The organism is Bradyrhizobium sp. HKCCYLS2038 (assembly GCF_051167655.1).
In the GTDB taxonomy this organism is placed as follows: domain Bacteria; phylum Pseudomonadota; class Alphaproteobacteria; order Rhizobiales; family Xanthobacteraceae; genus Bradyrhizobium.
In genome coordinates this window covers 696,560-708,925 of record NZ_JBNPTM010000005.1, presented here as the reverse complement: position 1 = coordinate 708,925, position 12,366 = coordinate 696,560, and the positions used below count along the sequence as shown (strand labels likewise).

General features: G+C 58.3%; 11 protein-coding genes. 7 read left to right on the top strand and 4 right to left on the bottom strand.

The window, feature by feature from the left end; translation table 11 throughout:
• Nucleotides 1–58: 58 nt before the first annotated feature.
• Entirely contained in the window at nucleotides 59–631 is a 573-nt protein-coding gene (locus tag ACQR1I_RS25125) for a nitroreductase family protein (RefSeq protein ID WP_434867938.1), read from the bottom strand.
• A 264-nt stretch (nucleotides 632–895) separates the two neighbouring features.
• On the opposite strand from ACQR1I_RS25125, the gene ACQR1I_RS25120 reads away from it, so the two are divergent.
• A complete protein-coding gene (locus tag ACQR1I_RS25120; RefSeq protein WP_434867939.1) occupies nucleotides 896–1,675 on the top strand; it encodes an enoyl-CoA hydratase/isomerase family protein in 780 nt (259 codons plus the stop codon).
• A 183-nt stretch (nucleotides 1,676–1,858) separates the two neighbouring features.
• On the opposite strand, the gene ACQR1I_RS25115 is transcribed toward ACQR1I_RS25120, so the two are convergent.
• Both ACQR1I_RS25115 and ACQR1I_RS25110 read right to left on the bottom strand, forming a co-directional pair.
• Nucleotides 1,859–2,644, bottom strand: coding sequence for an SDR family NAD(P)-dependent oxidoreductase (locus ACQR1I_RS25115; RefSeq protein WP_434867940.1), 786 nt, complete (start codon nucleotides 2,642–2,644; stop codon nucleotides 1,859–1,861).
• A 112-nt stretch (nucleotides 2,645–2,756) separates the two neighbouring features.
• Nucleotides 2,757–4,319, bottom strand: a complete 1,563-nt coding sequence (locus ACQR1I_RS25110; protein WP_434867941.1) for an ABC transporter substrate-binding protein — start codon at nucleotides 4,317–4,319, stop codon at nucleotides 2,757–2,759.
• 360 nt (nucleotides 4,320–4,679) lie between these two features.
• Here ACQR1I_RS25110 and ACQR1I_RS25105 point away from each other — a divergent pair, with 360 nt between their 5' ends.
• The 6 genes from ACQR1I_RS25105 to ACQR1I_RS25080 all read left to right on the top strand — a co-directional run bounded on the left by ACQR1I_RS25105 (nucleotide 4,680) and on the right by ACQR1I_RS25080 (nucleotide 11,536).
• Nucleotides 4,680–5,621 (top strand): ABC transporter permease, encoded by a 942-nt coding sequence (locus ACQR1I_RS25105; protein ID WP_434868433.1) that lies wholly within the window; start codon nucleotides 4,680–4,682, stop codon nucleotides 5,619–5,621.
• An 80-nt stretch (nucleotides 5,622–5,701) separates the two neighbouring features.
• Nucleotides 5,702–6,553: an ABC transporter permease gene (locus ACQR1I_RS25100; protein WP_434868434.1), complete on the top strand. Its 852-nt coding sequence runs from the start codon at nucleotides 5,702–5,704 to the stop codon at nucleotides 6,551–6,553.
• Complete coding sequence (locus ACQR1I_RS25095; protein ID WP_434867942.1) at nucleotides 6,550–8,247, top strand: ABC transporter ATP-binding protein; 1,698 nt, start codon at nucleotides 6,550–6,552, stop codon at nucleotides 8,245–8,247. Before ACQR1I_RS25100 ends, ACQR1I_RS25095 begins: the two co-directional genes overlap by 4 nt.
• A gap of 110 nt (nucleotides 8,248–8,357) precedes the next feature.
• Nucleotides 8,358–9,578 carry a CaiB/BaiF CoA transferase family protein gene (locus ACQR1I_RS25090; protein ID WP_434888847.1) on the top strand — a complete coding sequence of 407 codons (1,221 nt, stop codon included), beginning with the start codon at nucleotides 8,358–8,360 and terminating at the stop codon, nucleotides 9,576–9,578.
• Nucleotides 9,579–9,806: 228 nt separating this feature from the next.
• Complete coding sequence (locus ACQR1I_RS25085; RefSeq protein ID WP_434867944.1) at nucleotides 9,807–11,210, top strand: aldehyde dehydrogenase family protein; 1,404 nt, start codon at nucleotides 9,807–9,809, stop codon at nucleotides 11,208–11,210.
• A gap of 98 nt (nucleotides 11,211–11,308) precedes the next feature.
• Nucleotides 11,309–11,536: a rubredoxin gene (locus ACQR1I_RS25080; protein ID WP_434867945.1), complete on the top strand. Its 228-nt coding sequence runs from the start codon at nucleotides 11,309–11,311 to the stop codon at nucleotides 11,534–11,536.
• 201 nt (nucleotides 11,537–11,737) lie between these two features.
• Here the strand turns inward: ACQR1I_RS25080 and ACQR1I_RS25075 are convergent, their stop codons facing one another.
• A complete protein-coding gene (locus tag ACQR1I_RS25075; RefSeq protein WP_434868435.1) occupies nucleotides 11,738–12,316 on the bottom strand; it encodes a DUF308 domain-containing protein in 579 nt (192 codons plus the stop codon).
• Nucleotides 12,317–12,366: the final 50 nt, after the last annotated feature.

Below are 12,366 nucleotides of genomic sequence, written 5' to 3'. Positions count from 1 at the left end.
GCTACGGCGCTATGTGAGAGCGCGCGTCCGGGCGGCTTTGCTCTACCGAGCTACACCACTACCCGGGACACGACCCACGCCAAAAATCGGGAAAGTCGGCTAGAGTAGCCAGAATTGACGTTGCGACTCCGAAAGCTTGGGCCGCAAGCAGAAAATTAGCTATGTAGCCGCCGCAATCGAGAGTACTCAAGTGCCCTAGCCCTCCCGGTGTTGTGACAAGCGCCAAACGAGGAGCGTCAAAGAACTGTAGCTCCTCCGGCTCCACAGCATCGCTCGTCCTGGACGGCAGGTTCTGAGCCTTACGGCGGGAATCCCAGAAGCGCTCGGCGCGCTTCATGTATTCTCCGCTCAGGCATGTAGGAGGGTCTGGCTGTTTCCGATGTTCTTTTGCATATTGACGGATCAAGGTTCGCAGACGTCGGGTCGCCCTGGCGCTAGCGATCGCGACGTTCCAGGGTTGGGTATTTTGCCAGGATGCCGTGCGCTGCGCGGTCAGCAATATCGCGTCGATCGTTTGCTGCGGAATATCCATCGGCAGAAATGCGCGACAACTGTATCTCTCTTGAACGATACCGACGAGTATGTCGCCGCGTCGAAGGAAAAACGAATCGGCGGCGGTTGGCGCCGTCATTGCAGCATCGATGATAGGCCGACATGTTCGATCGCTCACCTTGCTCTTCTCCCACTTCTGCTCGCCTCGGAAAAGCAGCTATTACGAAGCCACACTCGGCGTTTGGGCAACGCCAGGACCGAGGCATCAAGCCACGAGTCGTGAAGATAGGCGTCCCCTGCATTTGATATCGTCATTTCAATACGGTCGTAAATTTGCTAAACAGTCAACAAGTAAATGTTGTCTCGCAGCCCTGTTGGGCTCCCAATTGGTGAAGTGGCCTCCATGAACGACAATGAGCTTGTGTTACTTGATGTGGATGGTGGCGTTGCAACGATAACGCTAAACAGATCTCGGGCCCAAAATGCCTTCGACGGAGCTTTGGCCAGGCGATTGAGCGAGATCGTGCGTCGTGTGATGAAGAATGACACGGTTCGAGTCGTCGTCTTGAGGGGAAATGGCCCCGCCTTTTGCATTGGGGCCGATTTGGCGACGTTCTTTCGCCATCGGGGAGATCCATCCCCTATGGTGAGGGAAATTCTGGGTGATCTCAACGAGGTGTCGCTCGCTCTACGCGAGGGCGGGCGTCTGGTCATCTCAAGCATTCATGGTCGGACGGTGGGCATAGGATTATCGCTGGCAATACAGGCCGACTTTTGCATCGCTGCAGATACAACGACGCTCACGCCGGCCTACGCGCTCCTTGGGCTTCCGCCCGACGGCGGGGCAACCAGGGCGGCTGCGGAGCGGATCGGAATAAGAAGGGCTATCCAGCTCTATCTAGGTGAACAGACGCTTGACGCGGACCGCGGTCTTGAGCTCGGCTTGATCGACCGCCTCGTTCCGGCGGCCGAGCTTGAGCAAGCGACACGCGAGCTTTCCAATCGGCTTGCCCAGAACTCTGCTGACGCGATCCTTCATACGAAAGCACTGCTTCGACAGTCTATGTCGACGCCCCATGCTGTGCAGCTCTTTGCCGAGATGGAGGCGATCATCGATTGCATGGGGACCGAGTTCTATCGGACCGAATTGAGGAAACGCATCCAGACGATCCTTCAATCCTGATGAGACTCGAAGCTGTGGTCCCCAATATCTGCAGCTGCGGCGCGCTGACCCGGCCCGCCGAAAGGGGCAAGGCTGACCCTGCGCACCAACAGGGTCAGCGTTGTGATCGCTTCAAGCGCCCTTGAGCAGAGTGACGTGAAGCAGGAAAGACTCGGGGCCCAGCTTGTGCTCTTCGGCTGGCTGCTAGAACATGCCGCCCCCGGAGCCTCCATCGATGACGATATTCTGTCCCACAACGAAGTTTGCGAATTCGGAAGCGAAGATGGCCGCGAAGCGACCGAAGTCGTCGGGATCTCCCATTCGTCCCGCTGGGATACGCCACTCTTTTGCGACATCCTTCTTCGCACGATCGAGCTCGTCGGTCGACGCGTTGAGCAGCTCGGCGCGCGACAGAAAGGAGTCTGTTGCATACATTCCGGGGAGTAGATTGTTGATGATGACGTTGTGCTTCGCCAGCTTTCGAGCCACCACCGCCGTATAGCTCGCCAGCGCCGTCCGTGGCGCACCAGACAACAGCCGACGCTCGACCGGGAACTTTATGGCAACGGTTACGATGTTGATGATGCGGCCCCAGTGACGGTCGGCCATGCCGTCCACGACTGCTCGCATCAGCTCGATTGGTCCTACCGTGCCAGATCGATAAGCATCGATCCAATCATCGGCTGTGATTTGCCGGAAATCAGGTGTGTACGGCGGGGGCGAAATCGTGGTGACCAAAATGTCGGGGGCGGGGCACGCGTCGAGGAGCGCTGCTCGACCCTCCGCAGTGGTATGGTCCGCTCGAATGAACCTGACCTCTCGACGGGTCTCGCGGGTGAGCTCCGCTGCAGCCTGCCGTAATCGCTCCTCGTTTCTGGCGCTGATCAGGACATCGGCGCCTTCCAGAGCGAGGGCCGCTGCGGTTGCCCGTCCCATCCCGGCGCTGCCGCCGGCCACAATGGCTCTGCGCCCCTTTATTCCAAGATCCACGATAGCTCTCCTCTCTAGCGGGCCGTAACATTGAAGCGACCAGGCACATAAGCAGGCCGACAACGCCAACGGTGTCGGCCTGCCGCGGCCCCGTCCTTTTGCGGGGACCGGATCAGGGCTTCTTTTCGACGTTCCAGAACACCGGCACATTGGCCTCGATGTTTCCACTCACGGTTTTTCGGCGGGCGATGGGTAGGTTGACCTGACCGAGCGGGATATGCGTCGGGTATTCCAACATCCGAATCTGGATCGCCTCGGCAATCTCCGTTTGCCGTTCCATCGCGGTTGCTTGACTGAAGGCGCGCCGAAGGTCCTCGAGTCGTTGATCACAGGGCCAGCCGAACCAAGCCTTGTCGCAGGATGCGTTGACCATGCCATTGACCAGAGGATTATAGAGATCCGAAGCGGTTGGCAGCGTGAACATCGCGCTCCAACCTGCAGGAGGGGGGTCCTTCTTGGCCCTGCGAGAGACCAGGGTGGACCAGTCCATCCGCTGAAAATCGACGACAAAGCCGGCTCGCTCGAGCAGGGATTTGGCGACGGGCCCGAGATTGTTCAGGATTGGAAGATCGGTGGGACCCATGAGGACGACGGGAGTTCCGTCATAACCTGCCTCGGTGAGCAGGGCTTTCGCTTTGGTGAAATTCGATTCGAGCTTGTCGTCCCACCCCTTGGTTGAACCGAAGGGGGTATTACAGATGAAGACTGCCTTACACTTGATATAGAACCGCGGGTCTCCGACCGCGGCATTTAAAAAGTCCTCCTGGTTGAGCGCGTAGAGCACGGCTTGGCGAATTTTGGGATTATCAAACGGCTTGTTCAGCACATTGAAGCGAAGCAGAAACTGGGAACCCTGCTTGCTCAGCGATACGAGCTCGATATTGGGGTCCCCCTCAAGCAGCGGGAAGAGATCGGGTTGAGGTGATTCGATCATATCGATTTCACCCTTCAGCAGCGCATTCACGGTCGTTTGTGCGTCAGCGAGAGTGATCCACTCCACGCGGTCGACTTTTGCTACCTTGCCTCCGGCGAGGCCCGAAGGCGGCTCCGCGCGCGGCTTGTAGTTCGGATTCTTGACGTAAACGGCCTTTTCGCCTGGCTTCCATTCGTCCTTCTTGAAAATGAATGGACCTGAGCCGGTCGTATCGCTCAGTTGGACATTCGGATCGAGCTCGGCAACGCGCCGAGGCATGATGAAGATGCTCAGCGAGGGCTTCGAAAGCGCGGTCATCAACAAGGACGTCGGCTCAGTCAGGACGATACGAAAGGTGCGTTCATCGACGGACGTCATTTCCTTGATCAGCCGCATGAGCGGTTGTCCCAGGGCGGCGTCACGCGCCGACCACCGTCTGATCGACGGAATCACGTCTGCGCTGGTGACCGGTTGGCCATCGTGCCACTGGAGACCCTCTCGCAACTTGAACGTATAGGTCAGCTGGTCTTCGGAAACATTCCAGGAGTCAACCATCTGCGGCCTGATCTGCAAATTTGCGTCGGTCGCAAACAGGGTATCGTAGATCATATAGGCGTGATTCCGTACGATATAGGCGGTCGTCCAGTACGGATCGAGGATTTTGAAATCGGAAGACATGACCACGCGTAGCGTGTTGGCCTCGACCGTGCCTGCGGTTAGCGCGAGGACGGCCGCTACAAGGATGCAGCGAACCCACGACATTTCTTGTTTTCTCCCTCGGTGAACGCCCCTGGAGGGCGCTTCGGGACGAAGTCAAAACACTTGCTAGACAAAAAGCAAGTATTATGATCAAAGTCTCATCTGCCTCGGCCGAAAGAAGTCGGGCAGAAGGGAAGGAGATCACGCCGATGACGTTCCGTCGTCCGGTGCCGTGGAGCTTGATTGCGCGGATATGCTTGCCGTGTCGTAATCCGGCGCTGTCTTGCCTTGCTCGGGTCTGCTCGCGTCTTGATCGGGCCGACCGCGCTCGCCGTCGTCGAGTACGGTTCTGCCGCAAATCGATGTCGGCCGTTGGCCTTGATCTGGCATGCCAAGCTGTCTCCCGCTATCGATGGTGCAGATATGCCTGATTTCATTGTTCGGCGCCTGCTCGGGACGTTGCCCGTTCTCGCCGTTGTGACGATCCTGGTTTTCCTAATGTTGCGCCTCATTCCCGGGGATCCGGCAGCGATCATCGCCGGAGACAATGCGACGTCAGATCAGATTGAGCTCATTAGAGGCAAGCTGGGCTTGAACGAGGCATTGTGGGCGCAATTCGGGATCTGGCTCGGCCACCTTGCGCAAGGGAATCTTGGAGAAAGTTTCTTCTTCAAGACGACCGTCGCTGAACTGATAGGGCAGCGCATCGAGCCGACATTAGCGCTGTCTCTCTGTACGCTTCTCATTGCTACGGTGATAGCGGTGCCAACCGGAGTGTTGGCCGCCTATCGGCAAGGATCGTACTTCGATCGGATCGTGATGGCTCTTTCAGTAATCGGATTCTCTGTTCCGGGCTTTGTTGTTGGCTACTGCCTCATCTACGTCTTCTCGATTTCTCTGAGCCTTCTTCCCGTACAGGGCTACGTTCGGCTGCACGAGGATGCAGTGGGCTGCATCCTTCATCTCATTCTGCCGTCGCTGACGCTCTCCGTCGGCTTCATCGCTCTCATTTCGCGGATGACTCGGGCTGCGGTAATCGAGGTCTTGAAGGAAGACTATATTCGTACAGCCCGTGCGAAGGGGCTGTCCGAGCAGACCGTCTTGGTTCGTCATGCTCTTCGCAACGCTGCCGTTCCAGTGCTGACCATTATTGGCACAAGCGTTGCGGTGCTCATTGGTGGCGTCGTCGTCACAGAGACGGTCTTCGGTCTTCCTGGGCTAGGACGGCTCACCGTGGAAGCTGTGCTCAGTCGCGATTTCCCGACGATTCAGGCGGTGATCCTGATGTTTTCGGTTGTGTACGTGTTGATCAACCTGCTGATCGACATCCTTTATACCATTTGCGATCCGAGGATTCGGCTTTGAGTATGCTGGTTGAAAAAGCGTCGGGTCAGGGACGGAGCGCCAACGTGCGACGAAACCGTGGCTGGCTCTGGCTTCCCGCCATGCTGAGCCCCGGCGTCATCGTTGGAACGTTGCTTCTGCTATCGGCGATATGCACCGCTATGATGGCCCCCGTCCTCGGAACCGTGGATCCCTCGCGGATTGATCCTGGAAACCGCAATCGCAAGCCGGGCACGGAGATCTCCGTGCGGCTGGATGATGGTAGCAAAGTGACGCGGACCGCCCTGATGGGGACCGATACTTTGGGGCGCGACGTTTACAGCCGGGTGATCTACGGCACCCGGGTATCGTTGTTTGTCGGCGTCACGGTCGCCGCCCTCGCCATTGCGATAGGCGTCTTCATCGGCCTTCTCTCGGGGTACATCAGGCGTCTGGATGGTCCGGTCATGCGGATAATGGATGGCTTGATGGCCATTCCAGGCATCTTGCTAGCGGTCGCGCTGGTTTCGATTTGGCGTGGGGGGCTGCTGACCGTCATTTTTGCGATCGTGGTGCCCGAGGTGCCTCGCGTTGCGCGGGTCGTGAGATCGATCGTGCTGAGCGTGCGCGAGGAACCGTATGTAGAAAGCGCGGTATCGGTCGGCACGAGGACGTGGGTTATCATGTTTCGGCACATTCTGCCCAACCTCGTGCCACCGCTCATCGTGCAGGGCACGTTTCTCGCAGCGTCGGCCATCCTGCTGGAGGCCGCTTTGTCCTTCATCGGGATCGGCACGCCGCCTGAAATTCCTAGTTGGGGGAACATTATGTCCGAAGGGCGTGCGTTGTTCCGTATCCAACCTCACAACGTGCTTTACCCCGGCGTATTTCTCGCAGTGACCGTTCTTGCCATCAATATGATCGGTGACGGCCTGCGCGACGCGCTCGACCCTACGAGGGGCGAGGAGCCATGACAGGAGCAGCGGTCATCCCAGAGCGTTCCGGCTCCGAATACCAAGTCGGTAACAAGACGTCGACCGGCAAACCCGTGCTCGAAATTCGCAACCTCACGATAGGTCTTCCGACTAGAATCGATCGCCGCTACGCGGTCCGGGACTTCAACTTGACCGTCAAGGCAGGTGAAGTGGTCTGCCTGGTCGGAGAATCGGGCTCGGGCAAGTCGGTGACAGCCTTTGCTGCGATGGGATTGCTGTCGAAGCCCCTCAAGCCTTCCGCGGGGCAGATTCTTCTCGAGGGAGAAGATGTGCTCAGCGTAGGCGAGGCCAGGCTGCGCCAATTGCGCTGTGCGCGAATGTCCATGATTTTTCAGGAACCCATGACCGCACTCAACCCAGTGTTGACGTGCGGAAGACAGATTGACGAGGTTCTCCAAGCGCACTGTGATATGGGCCCCGCCGCTCGCAAAGCCAAGATCATCTCCATGTTCGAGAGCGTGCGGCTTCGCGACGCAGAGAGGATCTACGCAGCCTTTCCGCACCAACTGTCCGGAGGGCAGCGCCAGCGGATCATGATCGCTATGGCATTGGTTCTCGATCCTGTCCTTCTCATTGCGGACGAGCCAACCACGGCGCTGGATGTCACGACACAAGCCGGAATCTTGAAGCTGATCTCGGAGCTGCAAAGCACCCGAGGCGCGGGCGTACTCTTCATTACCCACGATTTCGGCGTCGTTGCCGAGATTGCGCATCGCGTCGCGGTGCTCCGGTCGGGGGAGCTTGTCGAGGTGGGGCCGACAGATCAGATTTTGTCGAACCCTCGCCAGGACTATACGAAGATGCTGATCTCCTCGGTTCCCTCGCTACAGCCACCGGCGCGCGAGCCAGTGCGGGGTCAACCGATCATTCTCAGGACCGACAAGCTGGGCAAAAGCTATCAGCGATCTGGACTCTTCCGGCGCGGAAGCGTCGTCCGGGCGGCCGCCAATGTGGATATCGAGATTCAAAGAGGAGAGACGCTCGGGATTGTGGGAGAATCCGGCTCCGGAAAGTCGACAGTGGCGCGGTGCATCGCACGCCTGATCGATCCGAGTGAAGGCCAAGTGTTCCTCGGCGGAACGGATGTAACGCATCTTGCGGCGTCACAAATGCGCCCGCACCGCCGGCGGGTTCAGATCGTCTTCCAGGATCCTTATCGATCCCTCAACCCGCGGCTAACGGTGGGCCAGTCAATCATTGAAGGCCCCGTAAATTTCGGCATGAGCAGGACGGAGGCCCTGTCCCGTGCAGCGCGGCTGATGGAGACCGTGCAGCTCGACGGTTCCATGCTACAGCGCTATCCGCATCAGTTCTCGGGAGGTCAACGTCAGCGAATTTGTATTGCTCGCGCGCTGGCGATGGAGCCAGATCTTCTGATTGCGGACGAGGCGGTGTCCGCACTGGACGTTTCGGTCCAGAGACAGGTTCTGCAGCTTCTGGATGACGTTCGTAAGCGCCTCAAGTTGGCGGTTCTCTTCATAACGCATGACCTTCGGGTGGCGGCGCAAGTGTGCGACCGAGTGGCCGTCATGAGGCAGGGGGAAGTCGTCGAGCTCGGTTCGACCGAAGCGATATTCCGGGATCCGCAGCACGATTACACCAAATCGTTGTTTGCAGCCGCTCCTGGCCGCGGTCGCAAGTTTGGTGAGTTCATCACGCAACTCCCCGGCTAATCGCTGGAACGTCCTGAGCGTTGTCAGGATGCGGCGGCGTCGTAGGCGATGCCCGGCGTGCGGCTTTGCGCTCTCAAGCCCGAGCGCCGTAGAAGCAAGGTAGGAATGTTATGAACGCTCGTCAGAATCGTCCGTTGGACGGCATTACAGTGATTGATTTAGGGCAAGTCTACCAAGGGCCATACGCGACCTATCTGATGGCGAAGGCCGGAGCCAACGTCATCAAGGTTGAGCCACTGGATGGAGAGCCAGTTCGCCAGCGTGATGCAGTCAGTCGTGGCTCCGGTGCGCCCTTTGCGATGCTCAATGGGCACAAGAGGTCTATGACCTTGAACTTGAAGAGCGCGCGAGGCCGGGAGATTCTCAAAGCGCTTGTCGGGACAGCCGACGTTCTGTTGGAAAACTTCGCACCAGGCGTATTGGACAGGCTAGGTGTCGGCTGGTCAGTGCTTAGCGATCTCAATCCGCGGCTCGTCTATGCATCGGGATCCGGTTTTGGCCTTTCCGGTCCAGACAAGGACAAGCTCGCGATGGACATTACGGTCCAGGCCGTCTCGGGGTTAATGAGCATCACGGGTTTTACTGATAGTCCTCCTGTCAAAGCGGGCGCGGCAATCGTTGATTTCCTGGCTGGTACCCATCTTTATGCCGGCGTGGTGACTGCTCTCTACGAGCGGCATTTCACGGGGCGGGGCCGTCTCGTCGAAGTCGCGATGCAGGAGGTTGTATACCCGACGCTCGCGTCAAATCTTGCCTATATGTATGATCTCGGGCAGGCGCCTCCTCGTACAGGAAATCGTCATGGAGGCCTCTCGGCTGCGCCATACAACGTGTATAGGTCCAGTGATGGTCATATCGCGATTATCGCAACGAACGAAAGGCATTGGACAAACCTGCTCCGCGCAATGAATCGCGCTGACCTGCTAAGCGATCCGCGCTTCTCGAGCAAGGTCTCACGTGTTCGCAACATGGAGGAGGTCGACCGGACTGTTTCGGAATGGAGTTCGAGAATTACGCGACAGGAGGCCTGCGCAATCCTCGACGAATGGAAAGTGCCGTCCGCTCCGGTCCGCAATTTGTCCGAGGTGAGCAACGATGTTCATATGCAGGCCCGAGGCATGTTGACGTGGATCGATCATCCAAAATTCGGAAGGATCGTCATCCCTGATAGTCCCATCCGAATTCACGGGACTGATCGGCTTCCGGCAGCGATATCTCCAGAGCTTGGGCAGGACACCGAAGAGATCTTGCGTACGATGCTCGATTTCTCCGCTCAGGACATCGAAGGTCTACGATCCGAAGGTGTGATTGGCGGCAAAACAGACGGTTGAAGGTAGGGGGCTGTTTGCGCGCGTATCCGTTCAATGAATTGGGTCCGTTGCCGAATTGGTGACATCCGCCCACATCAGGTTGCGTGAAATTCACGAATAGATGGGTTACGGAGAAACAGAGAAGAGGGTGACGCTCGCTTTGAGAGCGATAGAGCGGTGGCGGCTCCGAGTCTCACGAGCGGGGCTCTTTGTACCAGGGAACGTGCTGCGCGCACGAGGAGGATATCGGTGAACGATTACGCTATGCTGATCAACGGACGTCTCGTCCCAGGCGACTTGACGATGGAAGTCATGAATCCGGCCACGGAGACTCTGGTGGCGATAGCGCCGAGGGCATCGATCGGCCAGCTTGATCATGCCGTCAGCGCTGCCAAAGCGGCATTCCCAAGTTGGAGCCGCATTCCGATTAGCGACCGACGCGCCGTACTGCAGAGAATAGCTGCGGTCGTCGAGGCGAATGCCGACATGTTGGGCCGGATCTTGACCCAGGAGCAGGGGAAGCCTCTCACAGACGCCGTACAAGAGGTTCGTGGCGCAGCCGGCGTATTTCGGGCGATTTCACAGATGGAGCTGCCGGCGAGAATCATCGAAGACTCAACGCAGAGGAGGGTGGAAATCCATCGTAGGCCGCTAGGGGTCGTGGCGGCCATCGTACCGTGGAACTTTCCGATCGCTCTGATGGCTTTCAAGGTTCCTCCGGCCCTTTTGGCTGGCAACACTGTTGTCATAAAGCCGGCAGCAACCACGCCGCTCAGTACCCTCAAATTCGGTGAGTTGATCTCAGATGTTGTTCCCGCCGGCGTCCTCAACGTCATCGCCGATGCGAATGACCTTGGTGGCGCCCTGTCCGCTCACCCGGATATCCGCAAGGTCAGCTTTACCGGCTCGACCGCGACCGGCAAGAAAGTCATGGCGAACGCTGCAGATACGCTCAAACGGCTAACGCTCGAATTGGGAGGTAACGATGCGGCGATTGTGCTGGGCGACGTCGACCCCAGTGCCGTGGCGCCGAAGATCTTCCAACAAGCCTTCCGGAACAGTGGGCAGATCTGCATCGCAGTGAAGAGGGTCTATGCGCATGCGTCAATTTACGACGAACTGTGCAATAAGCTCGCAATGCTGGCGGATGCCGCGGTGGTTGGCGATGGCCTTGAGCAGGGTGTTCAGATCGGGCCGATCCAGAATCGGGCTCAGTTCGAGCGAGTGCGAGAGCTCATCGATGACGCAAAGGAGAATGCCAACGTCATTGCCGGAGGTCTCGTTGAAGGCCGTAGCGGCTACTTCGTTCGGCCGACTATTGTGCGTGACATTGCAGACGATGCCCGGTTGGTCAAGGAGGAGCAATTCGGCCCCGTTTTGCCTGTTCTGAAGTTTACCGATGTCGATGATGTGGTTCGCCGAGTGAATGATAGCCCGTGGGGGCTTGGCGGCTCCGTATGGTCCAACGACGAGAACCGAGCGCTCGAGGTCGCCGGCCAGGTCGAAGCTGGCACCGTGTGGATCAATAGCCATGCGGCGTTAGCGCCTAACGTTCCGTTTGGTGGAAGCAAGCAGTCTGGCTTTGGAGTCGAATTTGGAGACGAGGGACTGGCTGAGTTTACTCAGCTCCAGGTCATTAGCATTCCTCGATAGACCAACAATCTGCCTGCGAATGACGTCTGGCAATCGTAAGAGCGTGAATGAGGCGACGATGGCAGGCAGATTGAACTGTATCAGATGGGAGATGTTTGATGACCGAGATGCGGCGGCTTGATGGAGACGAGGTCAAGACAACTGAGAGCCAGTTCAAGATCTATCAGTGTCGAACGTGCGGGTTTGTCTATGATGAACAGGCCGGCGCGCCCGAGGAGGGGCTGCCACCCGGCACGCGGTGGGAGGATGTGACTGACGAATGGATCTGCCCGGCCTGCGGTGCGACGAAAGCCGATTTCGACATGGTGGAAATTGACCGCGCCTGATCGACGACCGGGGCACTCCGAGCATAGAACGTCACTGCCGGCCTTCATCGGTGCAATTGAGGCTTTCAGCCGCTGATCGTCTCGCGGCAAGTAAGACTGCCCGAGGTCACTCACGCTCGCGTTGGACACGATGACTGAGGCCCTGGATCGGTGTCCAGGGCCTAGTACGTTTCGGCGCAATTGGCGCGGAGCGCGATGTCGTCAGGATGCGGCGGATGCCCTTTGGCGCAATTCGCTCACCACCAGCCATACTGCCGATACCAGGAAGTAGAATGCGCCGCCTGAGGCGTATCCCGCGATGTTCAGAATAGACGGAGGCACAGGCATGCGCGCCTGAACGATCAATATGGCCCCGACCAGCGCCGATTGGCCGCCGCTTAGGATCATCGCCCATTGAGCACCATAGGTCTTCCATCGACGCGCCGCGGTTGCGAGCTGAAGGAGCCCAGCAAGGATCGCCCACGCACCGAATACGCCGATCACCCAATTCATGCTGATTTGGATGGTGAAAGCCACGGCCAGCGTGGCTAAAACGCTCACGATCACGTTGATGAGTTGGGTTCGGTTTTGGGCGAGTCCGCCGCTGCGGGATGCATCCAGGTAATTTGCGAGAGCGTCCCAAGCAGGATACGAGACGAGAAGTGTGGTCGCGGCCGGCTCGGAGTGCTGGCCAACCGTGAACGCTGCAGCGATCCACAGGAGGGATACGCCCGTTCGAACGAAATAGTACTGCTTCAACCAGTGCGCCTGGTTTCGAGGGACTGTTGATGTGGTGGTCATAGGAAGCCTTTCGACTAGTTGGTAGATGATGTGGGCGAACGCTTTTGTCA